At 44.4% G+C, this 16196-nt stretch carries 10 protein-coding genes; all 10 read right to left on the reverse strand.

Going from position 1 to position 16196, the window contains the following annotated elements; genetic code table 11:
- Positions 1-105: 105 nt before the first annotated feature.
- The 10 genes from ACQY73_RS19445 to ACQY73_RS19490 all read right to left on the reverse strand — a co-directional run bounded on the left by ACQY73_RS19445 (position 106) and on the right by ACQY73_RS19490 (position 16175).
- Positions 106-348, reverse strand: a complete 243-nt coding sequence (locus ACQY73_RS19445) for a hypothetical protein (protein ID WP_428653944.1) — start codon at positions 346-348, stop codon at positions 106-108.
- Positions 335-1213: a deaminase domain-containing protein gene (locus ACQY73_RS19450; RefSeq protein WP_428653946.1), complete on the reverse strand. Its 879-nt coding sequence runs from the start codon at positions 1211-1213 to the stop codon at positions 335-337. Before ACQY73_RS19450 ends, ACQY73_RS19445 begins: the two co-directional genes overlap by 14 nt.
- A gap of 98 nt (positions 1214-1311) precedes the next feature.
- Positions 1312-2022 carry a hypothetical protein gene (locus ACQY73_RS19455; protein WP_428653949.1) on the reverse strand — a complete coding sequence of 237 codons (711 nt, stop codon included), beginning with the start codon at positions 2020-2022 and terminating at the stop codon, positions 1312-1314.
- Complete coding sequence (locus tag ACQY73_RS19460) at positions 2019-4070, reverse strand: hypothetical protein (protein WP_428653952.1); 2052 nt, start codon at positions 4068-4070, stop codon at positions 2019-2021. The genes ACQY73_RS19455 and ACQY73_RS19460 overlap by 4 nt, the downstream gene beginning before the upstream one ends.
- Before the next feature lie 65 nt (positions 4071-4135).
- The gene (locus tag ACQY73_RS19465; RefSeq protein WP_428653954.1) at positions 4136-4585 is read right to left on the reverse strand and encodes a hypothetical protein; all 450 of its coding nucleotides are present in this window, start codon (positions 4583-4585) and stop codon (positions 4136-4138) included.
- Positions 4582-5508 (reverse strand): hypothetical protein, encoded by a 927-nt coding sequence (locus ACQY73_RS19470; RefSeq protein ID WP_428653956.1) that lies wholly within the window; start codon positions 5506-5508, stop codon positions 4582-4584. The genes ACQY73_RS19465 and ACQY73_RS19470 overlap by 4 nt, the downstream gene beginning before the upstream one ends.
- A gap of 167 nt (positions 5509-5675) precedes the next feature.
- Entirely contained in the window at positions 5676-6014 is a 339-nt protein-coding gene (locus tag ACQY73_RS19475) for a hypothetical protein (RefSeq protein ID WP_428653958.1), read from the reverse strand.
- A gap of 1 nt (position 6015) precedes the next feature.
- Complete coding sequence (locus tag ACQY73_RS19480; RefSeq protein WP_428653960.1) at positions 6016-13239, reverse strand: fibronectin type III domain-containing protein; 7224 nt, start codon at positions 13237-13239, stop codon at positions 6016-6018.
- A 230-nt stretch (positions 13240-13469) separates the two neighbouring features.
- On the reverse strand, positions 13470-15623 hold the full coding sequence (locus tag ACQY73_RS19485; RefSeq protein WP_428653962.1) for a molybdopterin cofactor-binding domain-containing protein: 2154 nt from the start codon (positions 15621-15623) through the stop codon (positions 13470-13472).
- A 63-nt stretch (positions 15624-15686) separates the two neighbouring features.
- Positions 15687-16175 carry a (2Fe-2S)-binding protein gene (locus ACQY73_RS19490; RefSeq protein WP_428653964.1) on the reverse strand — a complete coding sequence of 163 codons (489 nt, stop codon included), beginning with the start codon at positions 16173-16175 and terminating at the stop codon, positions 15687-15689.
- Between the last annotated feature and the right edge of the window lie 21 nt (positions 16176-16196).

The following is a 16196-nucleotide window of genomic DNA, read 5'->3' on the forward strand; positions in this document are numbered from 1 at the left end:
TATTAAGCATTCTATACTCGGAATCAGTATTTCTTAACCATTCCGAACCACTCCCACCTTGTACACTAATAACATCAAAGACGGATAGCAGTGAATTAATTTACTTTACCAATCGATTTCTCCCCTATCTCTTTTATGCTGAGTATAAGCACCATATTGATAGCCTAACTGAAAAATATCCATAGGTTTAAACTTAGTTACCTTCACTTTTGCAAAAGTAACTTCATCAAATATGAATTCTAAAATCTCAAAATCAGTGTTGTATGATTTATTATAAATTTTTACACTTTCTGGGAAAAGAATATCATCACAGATGATTTCAAATATTAATTCTTTATTTTGCTCCATCTACTAATATAAGTTTTATGTTAGGAAACATTTCATTAAACTGCTGAATAATTCCTTGACAAGATAAGCAATAAGGTAATTCGGATACTATTTTGATTTCACCAGTTGCCGTTTTTAGGACTGCTCCAGAAGTGCCTCCTAAATCGCTAGCCAATTTATTAAGCATTTTATACTCGGAATCAGTATTTCTTAACCAACTTCTTCCACCACCACCTTCAACCTCAATCGCTGTAAATATCTGTGGTTCTAATTGTATATTCGCAGGACCACTCAGCCAAATTTTATTATTTACTATTGTTCCATTTACATTTCCTTCGATATAACCACAATTTTTTCCTGATAGATTATTAGTTGTACGATAATTTTTAATTCTCGCAGTAGCTTCAGCAATTTCATCTGCATTAGCTTGAAAGATGTTTGCAAATCCATTCCATGTTTGCCTCCCCGACGTATTAACGAAATCTTCCATCTGCTCCAACTTGTCAGCAGCCTCGATTTTGCCTTCCTGACGAAGAATCGCAGCAGTCGCTTTATGCGATTGGATAAACCCTAGGATCTGCTCACTTGTTAGAGTAGCAATATCAAGCCCGGCACTCACAAAGGGCCAAACAGCTAAAAAGCTTTTGCCTTCGGCTGTGGCATTGAGTCGACGCTGAACGTTGGCGTCGGCAAGGCCAATGTCCACCACCGATTTGCTGATGTCTGCCAAAGCCAGCAATTTGACGTATTTACCCACACTTGGCGTCAGCAGGATCTTTGCCGATGAACTTAGCCCCAAAAAGTTAAGATTGTTGAGCAATGACGGCAACAGCGTCTCTTTGTTTTGTTTCCACGCCAGGTGCCATGCCACGATCGCCAAGTACATTGGCTAGCTTATTCTTAGCTCTTCGTCAACGCATCGGCCAAGTTATACCAACAGCTACATCGGATAAATTTGATACGCGTGATTCGTAAATCTGGTTTTCAGAAAAACAATACAGTTTTTTGTTTTAATATCCTATTAAAATCGTCATCATGCAATGTAAATAAACCACTTATGCAAATGCATATATCTTTACCAATAGAAATATTTTTTAAGAATAATGATAAGCTATGTACAGTAAAAACATCATCATAAATAGCAATTTTTATAGAATCATTTTTTATTAAACATTCTTCGGAATATAGATAAGTTTTTAAATCAATAATATTGGGCGGATTTTTACTTATATCATATTTTAATCCCATATCAGTTAATATACTTGAAATAGAATTCATAAAACTTTCATTGTAATTATGGTAAATATCAAAGAGATTAATATATGAGTCTTTATAAGTAAATTTATTATAAATAAACTCGTAACTATTCAAGTTCATCAATACCCCTATTGAGCATTGGGCTTTTATAGAAAATCTTAGATTAAGCTTGTACAATATTTCAGACATTATATAACTACTTTTTGGCTGTATATCCAATTCAAAATACAGTTTCCCCTCTTTTTTGATTGATTCAACTATATTTCCACAATGTATAGACCCGAGTGATTTATTTTTATTTTGAGGTTTGTCAAAATAAAAACTTACATATACTTCATTGTAGATAGTTTTTATTACCTCTCCTTTATTTTCATTAACAAAATCGACAAATGAGTCTAATGAAAGGTTTTCTGAAAATATTTCTAATGTCGGTCTCATCTTAATAAAGTTAAAAGGTCTTCAAAGTTATTAATTACTTTAACATTCTGCCCACCAGCCTGTAGTTGCTCAATCTCTTTAACTTTAGTTGTTTGAGTATATCTTGGGCCAAATAAAACAATTGGATTATTATTTGGATTATACACTACTGGATTAGAGATATATTTTTTTATTTGAGAGAGTTTACTTCCTTCTCCAATGGTTTGTTCAATTAATAAATTATTAATTTCAAAATCAAGTTCACCTCCATTGTCAATAGAATTAGGAGCTACTTTTCTTCCTCGTCTATAGTTTAAGGCCATGTCAACTAGAATTTTCTCTAAGTCGTCTTCAAACATAACCCCATCTGTAACTCTGTAGTTTTGTTTTGCATATTTTAGTTTTTTTACGGTTTTTAATACATCAAGATTATTTGTTTTATAAATCCCTTTCCATATATCAACTAACTCATTATCTTGAATAAAAGCATTTCTAAATTCTGTATTTTTAAAAGCTTCGCCCAAAACATTAATTTCCTCATTGGACAGCTTATTCTTAATGCGATCTACCAACGCATCGGTCAAGTCATCCCCACAACCACACCGGGTAAATTTGCTACGCGTGATTCGTAAGGCATCGTTTAATTCATCGGAATACTCAACGATGTCTTCCATCTGCTCCAACTTGTCAGCAGCATCGTTTTTACCTTCCTGCCGAAGAATCGTAGCAGCCGTTTGACGGGTTTGAATAAACCCTAGGATCTGCTCATTCGTTAAGGCAGCAATATCAAGCCCGGCACTCACAAAGGGCCAAATGGCTAAAAAGCGCTGACCTTCGGCTGTGGCATTGAGTCGGCGTTGAACGTTGGCGTCGGCCAGGCCAATGTCCACCACCGATTTGCTGATGTCTGCCAAAGCCAGCAATTTGACGTATTTACCCACACTCGGTGTCAGCAGAATCTTTGCCGAGGCGCTCAACCCCAAAAAGTTAAGGTTATTGAGCAATGACGGCAACAGCGTCTCTTTGTTTTGTTTCCACGCCAAGTGCCATGCCACGATCGCCGGGTACGTCAAGGCAAATTCGTTGCCGTCGTACTGTACTTTTATCGGGTCAAAAAGCCGCGCGCTAAAGGTTTGAATGGGCCCTAGGTTTTGATAGGTTCCCAAACGGAACACCGACCAGTTGTAGCGCCCATAACAGTTCTCAAAATACACCGTGCCGTCTCGGTAGTTAGTCCCCAATATGTACTTGGCACCGGCCACCGGCGTATAGATGATATCAGCAGGCACATCGCCCAATACCACAAATCGGTTCGTATTTTTTTCGGCCGCTGTCCAATACTCATTGGCCAATTCAGCCAATGCCGATACGTATTGATCGGAGGCTTCTCCCTGCATTTTGTCGTACAGGTTTACCACGACCTCCGGATTGGCTTTGAAACTGTCGTAGAGGTACTGTTTGTCGCTGATGCCTTTGAGCATGTTCAATACCGCCTTTGCTTCATCGGTATTGCAGATCGCTCCCACATTTCCAATGGCGCACCGGGCGATCTGTTTTAAATGGGCAAAGACCATTTCTTTAGCCAATGCCTGAAGCACAAACGGCGGGATATTTTCGTAAATGACGTCCAACCGGTTGCAGTCATTGCCGGCGGCGGTCAGTTGGGTCAGGTATGAATTGACAAAGACCGTTTTGCCGCCGGCCGTAAGCTGTAAGCCCAATCGACCCAACAACGCCTCAAAGGCTTCGAATGAATCCACCCAAAGGGTAATGGCGTTTTGGGTGCTGCCGGCATAGCGAACCGTCAGGTAAAATTGGGTATGGCAGGGGCCGCCGTGTTTGATCTGAACCCCGTACCCTTGGTAAAGACCCGTGGATGTTTGGGTCAGATCCACCGTACCATCGTCGCCAATCTCGGCGTAGACGGAAAAGGTTTGGCCGTTGTATTCAAAGTCGGATGCAACGGCACTTCCGCTGATTCGAAAAGCGTTTTTCTTAAACTCAACGTTGTTTTTACCCCCGTTTTCGGAATGGGTTTTCAGCCAGTGGTTTTGTATGAAAAAGTACACAAAAACACACGTTAAGATTTTTCCAATCCGAGGTGCAAACCACTAAAATTTATAAGATTGGAAAATTAAGTTGACTCTATAATTAATCCTCCTCTTGATTTTATTAAATCAATAGCGTTTAACACCGCTTTCTCTTTAGGGTCATTTTTGTTTTTTAAAAAATTTAAATATTCTTGTAAAGATGATAAAATGGCAGAATTGATTCTTCCCATCTTTCTTGCTTTCAATCTATTCTCACTGTCTAAATAATAGTACACATGTAAATTGTATAGAAGACTTTCGTTTTTTGTCTGAATATCCAAATCGCTATTAATTAATCTTAAAAACATTTCTTCAATTTTTTCATTAATATATTCAGATTCTTCCTTTTCTGTAAGCGGAACAATATAAGAAATCCAAGAGTTTATCAAAGAATGATCTCCGTAATCTCTATCAGCCATAAAATACTCTTCTTTACCTAAGGCAAACTTCAATAGTTCACCCTTCTTTATTGCTTCCTCAAATAAATTCATCATTTAATTTTCTCCCACATTCCTGGGAAATTGTTTAAGAGTTGATTAATAGATTTATTGTGTACAATATTTTCCGAACCAACCAAAGCCGCTTCAGCCGTACCACTTTTTGTATATCCTCCTGGAACCCATTCTCCAGCTATTGCACCACCTTCATTTCCATTAGGAACATCAAAGGTGAATCTTGCATCATTACCGTCAATTTTTATATAGTAAATTTCTTCTGCTGCTAAATTTGTGCTTGACCCTAAATTCAATTCATCTCTTAATACAGTCCAATCATTCCCTTGTGCTTTGTATTTGGCAATTACAACATCCATTTCAGAACGTAATCCAACAAATTTTCGTGAAGGCAATGCTGTATAAATCGGATTTCCGCCTTCTGTCCAACTTTTCACCACAATAAATCCTGCTCCTTCTTGTTTAAATTTATTGATATGATTTGTAATATACGTAGCGTCTAGATAAGTTGATGGATTGGGAATATTAGGTTTTGTAAATGATACGCTAAATACTCCATTTTCAATTTTCGCAAACTCATCTCCATTCTTTGTAACATACTTTAAAACATTTCCTTGCTCAAAAATTTGAACTCCGCCTGCTACAAGTTTATTATGAATATTTTTTAAAGCTGGAGATAATGCGTTAACTAAAGTACTTCCCGCCCCGTTTACAAAATCTTCCATCTGCTCCAACTTGTCAGCAGCCTCGATTTTGCCTTCCTGACGAAGAATCACAGCAGCCGTTTTACGCGATTGGATAAATGCTACTACTTGCTCGCTTGTTAGGCTGGCAATATCAAGCCCGGCACTCACAAAGGGCCAAACGGCCAAAAAGCGCTGACCTTCGGCTGTGGCATTGAGTCGGCGTTGAACGTTGGCGTCGGCAAGGCCAATGTCCACTACCGATTTGCTGATGTCTGCCAAAGCCAGCAATTTGACGTATTTACCCACACTCGGGGTCAGCAGGATCTTTGCCGATGAACTTAGCCCAAAAAGTTAAGGTTGTTGAGCAAGGACGGCAAGAGCGTCTCTTTGTTTTGTTTCCATGCAAGATGCTCAAACTACTCTTAACTCTATTTGGTTTTTTACTTTTAAGTATAATTACAGACAGACAGAAATAACATATTTTTTAATTCTAAAATAGAATCTTTGTAGATAACAATTGCCTCTTCTTTGGTTCTGTTTAAATATATTTCATCAAAATGATAAATTAAAACAATTACTACTTCAAGGAGTAATAGCAAATCAAAAAGATGCCTATCTCGGTAGTCTAAAGTAAATGAATAAAGAAATAGATTTTCTTCTATTTCTTTATTCATTAATTGATATTCCTCTCTGTTGTTAATAATATTTGAAACATCTTCAAAAAATGCAGAGGAAATAGATTGCTTAGGCGTCCATGATAAATTATTTTTCAGTAGTACACTCATCTTATTCAAGTTTAAATAATTTATTTAATTGATTATGGAAGTTATCAGAAATATACTTGTTTACAGACTCTTTTTGTTGAGAATTCATATACCTCATATCAAGTAGCAAATAGTCAACGTTAGGCTTATTAAAAAAATGTTTATCAATCGAAGGAAAAAATTTAGAAATGTCATAATTTGGATAATTTGTAACATTTGATGGAAGCCCAAATGCATCAAAAACTCTTCCTTTGAATTGACCGCTTAGTGAAACAAAATCCCCTTCGGCAGAGGTTGTATATCTCTTAAAATACCCAAATTTTCCTTCAACAAATTGGCCAATTTCTCCTTCATAAATATCGACTTTATTTTTAATAGGGTCTAACCCAAGTTCCTTGATCCGAGCCTCTTTGCTTATTCTTTTTATACGAATAATTTCAACAAGAATATCCTTTGATCCTTTCCAAACTTCTACTAACTCAGGTTCTAGATTCAAGATACTTCTTAATTCGATATTATTTGTTAAATCTCTATCAAGAACAACAATTTCATCATTGGATAGATTATTCTTAATGCGATCTACTAGTCCATCCGTCAATTCATCCCCACAACCACACTTGGTAAATTTACTGCGAGTGATTCGTAATGCATCATTCAGTTCATCAGAATAGTCAACGAAGGCCTCCAGTTCTTCTAATTTTCCGGCAGCTTCTTCTTTTCCTTCTCTTCTCAGTAATTCTGCCACGGCCTTACGAGACTTCATAAAGCTAAGCATGTGCTCTACCGAGATTGTCGAAATATCCAAACCTAAACTCACATAAGGCCATACCCGCATAAAATCGGGATGTTGAGCTTCTAATTTAGTTTTAACTTTTGGGTCATTGATGGCGGCATCTAATATGGTTTTGCTTATCTCAATCGCCGCCAAAACTTTTATGTACTTTCCTACACCTCTTGTTAACAGTAGCTTTGCTGATGAACTCAGCCCCAAAAAATTAAGGTTGTTAAGCAATGACGGCAAGAGCGTCTCTTTGTTTTGTTTCCACGCCAAGTGCCATGCCACGATCGCCGGGTACGTCAAGGCAAATTCGTTGCCGTCGTACTGTACTTTTATCGGATCAAAAAGTCCCGCGCTAAAGGTTTGAATGGGCCCTAGGTTTTGGTAAGTTCCCAATCGGAATACCGACCAGTTGTAGCGGCCGTAGCAATTCTCAAAATACACCGTGCCGTCTTGGTAGTGAGTACCCAATATGTACTTGGCACCGGCCACCGGAGTATAGGCGATATCAGCAGGCACATCGCCCAATACCACAAATCGGTTCGTATTTTTTTCGGCCGCTGTCCAATACTCATTGGCCAATTCAGCCAATGCCGATACGTATTGATCGGAGGCCTCTCCCTGCATTTTGTCGTACAGGTTTACCACGACCTCCGGATTGGCTTTGAAACTGTCGTAGAGGTACTGTTTGTCGCTGATGCCTTTGAGCATGTTTAATACCGCCTTTGCTTCATCGGTATTGCAGATCGCTCCCACATTTCCAATGGCGCACCGGGCGATCTGTTTTAAATGGGCAAAAACCATTTCTTTAGCCAAGGCCTGAAGCACAAACGGCGGGATATTTTCGTAAATGACGTCCAACCGGTTGCAGTCATTGCCGGCTGCGGTCAGTTGGGACAGGTACGAATTGACAAAGACCGTTTTGCCGCCGGCCGTAAGTTGTAAGCCCAATCGACCCAACAACGCCTCAAAGGCTTCGAATGAATCCACCCAAAGGGTAATGGCGTTTTGGGTGCTGCCGGCATAGCGAACCGTCAGGTAAAATTGGGTATGGCAGGGGCCGCCGTGTTTGATCTGAACCCCGTATCCTTGGTAAAGACCCGTGGATGTTTGGGTCAGATCCACCGTACCATCGTCGCCAATCTCGGCGTAGACGGAAAAGGTTTGGCCGTTGTATTCAAAGCCGGATGCAACGGCACTTCCGCTGATTCGAAAAGCGCTTTTCTTAAATTCAACGTTGTTTTTACCCCCGTTTTCGGAATGGGTTTTCAGCCATGTAAACAGCTCCCCGGTCCGTAACTCATCCACACCCGCGAGGACGTTGCCGGTCATTTCATCTGCTCCCGACAGTAAGCCATTGAGAAAATCAACGTCTTGAAAATCAGCAATATCATTTACGAGTGCAGCAACTACCGGGGCACAATTGCCGGCATCCAGATCGGCAATCATTTGCGGCGTTATCTCCGCCAGGTAAATATCATTGTCTTCAAAGGTGCTTTTGAGGCCTTCCAGTTTTTCAGTACTGCTGCCGGGGTAGGCACTCAGTTTATTGCACAGAATATCGGACAGCAGCAACGCAACCGCTGCTTTGGTGGAATATACACAATTGGCCTGCGTGGCAGCTTCTTCGTTGGTTGTGCCTACCCGGCCGTTCGAGTTGAGAGCAGGCGTAACCCGCAGGGCCGTTTCGCAGTACTTCCCGTTTCCGTACGCGCACCGGCCATAATAGGTGACAGGGTTCTCATAATTGGGTTTATCTTCAATGGCGCAGGGCAAATTCCCGTAGTTTCCAACGGCCATTCGGTCGGTTCTTCCGGCGTCGCGGTACCATTCTATGGCACCATTGTTGGCCATACAGGCTTTATCAACCAAACCAATCCGGAAAGGAGGAGGGTATTTGACTCCAAATGTCGTTTGCTCCGGCGGATAAATGGAAATGATCCCGAAATCCGTTTGCGAGCTTTCGTATTTAATTTTATAAATGGATCTGTCTCTGCTGCCCCGGTAAATAGGAAGTTCGGCCTCTTTTGCATTGGCATAAATAGAGCAATCGCTGGTGGTTTTATTGGTTTTGGGAGCAGGAGTGTATTCAGTATAATAGGGATTCGTTGAGCGGTTATTGTCCACCGTAATCAATATCCTGCCGGTACAGGAGCCTTTGCCCTGTACCCAATTGGTAATTTCTACGTAAAAAGAACCTTTGAAGGTAGGGCTTCCGGTCGCAGTAAGCCCAAAGCCATGATTGATGACGATCTTCGCCGTATTGGCATCGGGGTAGGTAATGATAGCTCCTCCCTGTACGATACGATTTTTATCGTCCGATATAAGCGCCGTGACGTTATTGCCTCTTCCCCACACATAGATTTCCACCGGCTCACTTTCCAAAAATGTGTCATAATATTGGCTGTATTTGGTGTAAAACACGGCATCGCAGGGCTGTTTATTAACCTCAGCGACCGGAGCGGGAGCGGCTTCTTTGGTGATTTTAACCTTTGCTGTTTTGGTGTCATCCACCGCCCTTCCCGGCAATGCACAGGTAGCGGTAAATGTAAAGGTTTTGTCCTTATCCGCATCTTTGACCGTGATAACTGCCGATGTACCCGTGCCGGAAGTAATCGTTTGGCCCGTTGCATCTGCCCACGTCCACAAAATAACGCCGGGGTCGGGATTGGTACAACCGGTCATGGAAATCGTCAACGATTTGGAGGTCTGATTGTAGGGAATGACAACGGTTGCCGGGGCATTTAACGTAAAATTGGCGCAGGGAATACTCAGAATGCCCGAGGCTTTGGGGTAGTAAATAATGGACTTTTTACAATGGTCATCTGAGGTAACGGAAAAAGCCGTTGGGCTTTTAGGTATTGAAAGGATTCGGGTATTTCCGGACGAAGGATCATCTTCCCATTTAAAATAACGGTCATTATTGTCGGCAATTTGCAGGGTTAGTGTCTGATCCGTTTCCTTTATTATTTTAATGGTGGATTCACCGTCGCTGTTTCCTCCAGATTCACATTTTCCGTTGGTAGGTGCTCGGTTAATAAAAGCGGAAGCGGTACAATTAGTGGCCAAACAGGTAGCCGTGACGGTAAAGCCGGCTGTAATGTTGGAGAACTGAATCGTATTATCTCCTGTTTCTTCCGTTTGAATCCCTTTGATCCCACCCTTTCCTCCTTCACGCTCCCATACCACTTTGCCGTTACAGCCCGTGGCAATGACCTTAGCAACGCCTCTATTTGTCTTAATACCCCATCCTTCGTTGGAATATACGTTTGTCGTAGTAACGGCCAGTTGTAAACCGCATTTGAGCGTTACATCTCCTGCCCGAAGTATACAAGCGTTCCCGGTTCTATCCACGCAGGATAAGGAATATGTTTGAGGGGCGTCAGGATAAAGGATTACCGTTGAACCCGTCCCTGCAACGGCTCCATTGGGGTAGTTATCTCGCCATTCTACCTTGTTGCTGCACCCTGTGGCTCTCAGAATCACGGCTTGCCCCCGATCAATGAGGTTGGGGGCGACAGTTGCCACTACGCCGGTACATTTTCGATCCACCATAATTTCTTTGGAATCGCTGCAACTCACGGCCTTTGCATTACTGTCACTGAGTTGACAGATAGCCGTATAAGTCGTAGTGGACGAAGGAGTAAAGGTTTGACCGGTAAACGAACCGATCGGCACGCCGTTTGCTTTCCAGACCACACTGCCAGGTTGCCCGTTTTTATCCACACAACTGTTAACGGAAAGTGTCACCGACTCTCCTTCGAGGATGCGCACAGCGGAGGCTGTAATGCGGGCATCGCAGACCGTCCCGTAGTTAAAATCGCCGTCAGCCGCTTGGCTGACCAAATTTTCATTGCCTGTCGTTCCAAAAGCGGTGATGGAATAGGCATACGTTTGATCAGGTGCCAGTCCCGACAGAAGTGCCGAATTAGTAGTGGGATAGAGGGTTCGTTCTTCTCCTGAAACGTCTTTATAGATCAGTTTAAAGCTTTGGTGAAGGCTGTTTTTCTTCCAGTTGATTTTGACGCTGCCATCGGCCTGTACGATGTAAGCTACATTCTCGGGCGGCGGCAAAATGTTGGCAGGGGTGGCAAAAATGCCCGTGCCATAGGTATCCACTACTTCACCCTTTTCACTGTAGCCCACAATTTTGTAGGTGTAATTACGTCCAGGTTTAAGGTTTTTCAGGGCTAACTGCGGATTCGTCACCGTTTGGGTGAGCTCCCCATCGCCCTCGGCGGCATACAAGACGGTGTATTTGGCAAACGTTTTGCCTGCTGCCCAGACGATTTTCGCCGATTGAGCCTCCACACTGCTGACGCTTACGTTGGCAATGCGTGCCGTGGGTGTCTCGGTGGGAAGCTCCAAAGGAGAGGCGGTGAGTTGTTTGAGGCGTTCAAAAAGGGCTTGGTACTTGACCTCCAACCCGTCGATGACCGGCACCTCAGTCCCATTGCCGATGGTGATTTGATTCTCTGTCAATTCATCCGTCAGTGTTTCCAGATCTGCTAATACATTAACAGCCAGCGAATTGATTACTCTTAACTTCTCCAATTGCGTCTTCAACACCTCGCTTCCCTGTAAGATCGCTGCTGTGGACTGAATTAGCTGCTGCACCTGTTCAGGTGTCGCGGGCTGACCTGCTGCTTTTGCTTCACTCATCTCACCCGCTACCGGATCATACCGTTGAAGCGCCTGCTGCAACGTACCGACAAAGGCCGTGGGGTGGCTTTTCCGGACCACCGACTGAATCAGCGACTGCCGCTGCTCCATCAACTCCTTAACCGATACGTTGTTTCTGGACTGCACATAGCCTCCTGCGTCGATGGCGTACACGCACCCACCATTGGTGCCTTCTTCACCCTTCTTGGCTTTTACGCCTTTGAATTCCATGGGCATCATGGCATTGCCCAAAAACGGCAGACGTACCAATCCTTCGCCCGAAAACCCCGGGCCTTCCCCTGTTTTGGTGACGATGAGGGCAAAATCATAGATGCCCAACACATCGCCTACACTCAGCGAAGTCAGTTCTTCGCCTGTGGGCAGGGGAATGACGGGGTGCGTGGGCTGACAGTCCACAAAAGAACCTGCCCGAAGGGCACAATCGGGGATTTTTAACTTCGTTGCCAACAACCCATTGGTGGAATTCGCGGAAGAGCCACCCGAAGTGGGTGTTACGGCGTTCGGAGCCTGCACGGGATAGTTGACATACAGTTCCTGCAAGGTCGTCAGTGGGACGGCTTCATTATCCACCGTCTGCACATTGATCAGTTCGGGTTGCAGGAGTTCGAGGGGCCATTCGGGCGCCGGCTCGGGCACTTGCTCCGAGATATTCCATGCCTGCTCCTCACCGGGAGCACTCGGCAGCAAACTCCCGCAGTCACTGCGAATACGAAATAGATACGTGGTCTTATTTTGCAACCCCGTTGCCATATACGTTGTGCCGTAAACTTTCTCCGAAATCCATTCTGTGGCCGTTTCGGCTTTGTACTCCACCACGTAAGCCAAGGCCTGCGGCGGGGCCTCCCAACGCAATCGCACCCGGTCGGAAGCCACGCTTTGCAGCGTGAAGGACGAAGGCGGCAAACACTCCCGGCCGTAGCGAAACCACTGGACCTGACTGTAACCCTGATTGGCAAAATTCGTCAGCTGATTAGTAAGGTCGATGGCCTGCACCTGAACGGCGTAGCGTTGTCCCGCTTCCAATGGCTGAATCCATTGGGTCATATTGCCCGTCAATGAGGTGCCGGGATCGGTTTTGTCCAATACGGGTTCGGTACAGGAAAGCATCATTTGCTCGTTGGGTTCCTCCTGATCGGGCACGCGGCACACCTTCAGGCGGTAAACCACCTGTGACTCCGGCGTGGCAAAGTGGCGCGGTGTCCACTGAAACAGGACTTTCTGTAGAGCGTTGACGGGTACCGAGGTACCGTTGGCAGGCAGATTCAACAGGGGCGGTTGGAGCGAGGAGAGCACCAAAAAAGTTTGGGCGGTATTGGAGACAACCTGTCCGGTGGAGGCTTCGAAGGCCTGCACCGAAAAGGTATAGAATCCTTCGGGCAGCGAGGCGTTGTAAGCCTGTCCGGGATCAAGGCCTTCGGTTTCCAGCAGGGAAGGTGAAAAGTAGTGAGCGGCCAGGTCGGTGCCGTTGAGGCGGGAGGGCAGGCCCGGGGTGAGGGAAATGAAGGCGGGCGGCATGTAGCCGGGGCGGGTGGCGATGCGGATGCCGGGGCCATCGAGTTGCCAGCGCAGGTAGACCGATACGGAGGGTTTGGTGAGGTCTTTGAGCAACAGCTGCACAAAAAGGCGTTGGTCGGAGGTGAACCACTCAGACAGGCGTTGCGAGGTGGGTGCTCCGAAGTACACCGTCGTTTGCACCGGATAATTATCCGTCGTTTGGGCATTCGAGACGAAGGCGTAAAGCAGTATTAATAATAATGCTGTTTTATTGAATTTAACTAAGTGCATTAAAGAGAGAATAGATGACTTTTTTGTGACGCCACAATCCTTTTTTTGTCACATTTTTATGTCTTATAATGAACCTATTGTATAAAAGGATGCTCCGGTTGCCTAATGTTCTCAGAAGTTATTATAATTATATTCAAATAAAAAAAGCGACCCGAAAGCCGCTTTTGAATGCTTTACACTTTCCAAGTCTTTGAGACGGGGTCGCCCAGACTTGGAAAGTGTGTTATTTACTACACTAAAGTATTTAAGTCAAACGGCAGGCGTCTGATCCGTTTGCCCGTAGCGGCAAATACGGCATTGGTCAGCGCCGGTGCAATCGGCGGCAATCCCGGCTCTCCCACTCCGCCCGGTTCGGCACCACTTTCTACAATGTGGATTTCCACTGCCGGCATTTCATTGATACGCATTACCTGATATTGGTGAAAGTTGGTTTGCTCTGCCTGTCCACCTGTAAATGTAATGCCTTTTTTTACCGCCGCTGTGATACCCATCACAATGTTGCCTTCGGTTTGCGCTTTTACGTTATCCGGATTTACGTAATGTCCGCAGTCGATTACAGAAACTACTTTTTCCACTTTTACACCCGTTCCCTGTTTGGAAACCGTTACACAACACGCGCTGATGCTGCCAAACGATTTGAAAACGGCAATGCCTTTTCCGTGACCTACGGGAAGTTTTTCGCCCCATTTGGCTTTTTCTGCCAACGTTTCAAGCACTTTTTTGAATCGTGCGTCAGCCATTATTTCCAAACGCGCTTTCAATGGATCTTTACCGGCCGCGTGAAAAAGTTCATCTAAAAATCCTTCCTGACTAAATCCAAAATTGGAGGCATACACCGAACGCCACCACACGATGGGAATCTCCGTATCAACGTGCGTAAATGAAACCTTGAAAGCGGGAATCGAATATTTTTGTTCTTTTTGACTTAATTCGCCGCAGATCCAATCATCGGCTTTGTCGGTCGGCGCTTTGAAAACCTGCATTTGGATGGATTCACCAATGGGGTGATGATGGTAAGCTACGATGTTGCCTTTGGCATCCAATCCCCCCTGCATTCCGGCCATCATACCGGGACGATACGGTCCTTGGGTAATGTCATCTTCGCGCGTCCAAACCAATTTGACCGGTTTTTTCATTTCTTTCGAAAGAAAACAGGCTTCCAACAAAAAGTCATGGTAGGCTTTACGGCCAAAAGCACCGCCCAAGAGCGCCACGTTTATTTTTATTTGTTCGGGTTTTATTTTAAGGTAACCCGCCAGATCGCGCAAAGCCCAGTCGGGCCCCTGAATAGGCGCCCATACTTCTGCTGTACCATCTTCTTTGACGTGTGCAATGGCATTTTCAGGTTCCATAGGAGCGTGAGCCAAGAACGGCGTTTCATAAAGCGCTTCTATTTTTTTGGCTGCTCCTGCAAAAGCTGCTGCAAAATCACCCGTTTCTTCACCTTTCAATCCTTCTTTTGTTGCTGCCTCGGCACATTTTTTATAATAGGCTTCTGTCGTTAACGTTTGCGGCAATGTTCCGTTATCCCACTGCACTTTTACCGCTTTCTTTGCCGACAATGCCGCCCAATAATTATCTGCAACGATGGCTACGGCTTCGGAAGTACGGTGAGGCATGGGGCGCTCGCATTTCAATACTTTTTGTACACCCTTGATCTTAAGCGCTTCTGAATCATCAATGGAAACTACTTTTCCGTGTAAATGAGGGTTGTGGATCATTACGGCATAGACCATCCCCGGCACATCAACGTCAATGCCGAAAACGGCTTTGCCCGTTACGCGAGCGGGAACGTCCAGTCTTGGAGCGTATTTTCCTACGATCTTAAAGTCTTTGGAATCTTTAAGTGCAGGGTTTTTAGGAACTTCAAATTTCGACGCTTCATCGGCTACTTCCCCATACGTGAGCGATTTTCCGCTTGGTTTGTGAAAGACTTTTGCTTCTTTGGCATAACACTCGCTTTCGGGTACACTCCAACGTTGCGCAGCGGCTTTAATCAGCATTTCCCGCGCTGCTGCACCCGCTTGGCGAATAGGCTTCCACAAAGCGCGCACGCTGCTGCTTCCTCCGGAAGTTTGATCACCATATTTTCCTTTTCCGTCTGATTGCCAAATCGTTACCTGATCTAACCGTACTTCCAGCTCTTCTGCCAACAGTGAAGGAACAGCCTGCGTCGAGCCTTGTCCCATGTCGGGACGTGGATTGATCAAAATGATCTTTCCATTGGGTTCTATCACAATGAATGGATTAATTTCAAGAGCCAGTATGGATGGTCCCACACCATTTATATTGATAACCGTTGGCTTGGCTGCCGCCGAAAGGCCCATCATCAAACCTGCCGATGATAAGCCAAGTGTTTTAATAAAATCTCTGCGATTGCTCATTTTTTTGTCGTTTTTAGTGCATTCGATTGTTCATTGGAAAAACATCCAATGACTGATTGCAGGTTATCTTCCGCCTGTCGTTTCGGCTTTGGGAGTATCTTTTGACGCTCTTTTGATTGCTTTACGAATACGGTCATAGGTACCACAACGACAAATATGTCCGCGCATCGCGGCATCAATATCAGCATCGGTAGGATTTGCTTTTTCTTTCAACAACGCACTCGCCGCCATAATTTGGCCAGATTGACAATAGCCACACTGCGGCACCTGTTCTTCGATCCAAGCCTGTTGTACGGGATGCAGGTTTGCCTCGGTGCCGAGACCTTCAATGGTGGTAATTTTTTTACCAACCACTGCCTGTACGGGTAGTACACACGAACGGGTTGGTTTGCCTTCTAAATGAACCGTACAGGCACCGCACTGCGCAATTCCACAGCCAAATTTGGTGCCTTTAAGTCCTACAAAATCGCGGATTGCCCAGAGGAGCGGCATTTTGGGGTCAATATCAAGGGAAAAATTTTTCCCATTGACATTCAGAGAAATCGCTGCCATACATTCAATAAGGTTCTGTTG

Origin of the sequence: Runella sp., from assembly GCF_965279615.1 — a bacterium.
Classification (GTDB): Bacteria; Bacteroidota; Bacteroidia; order Cytophagales; family Spirosomataceae; genus Runella.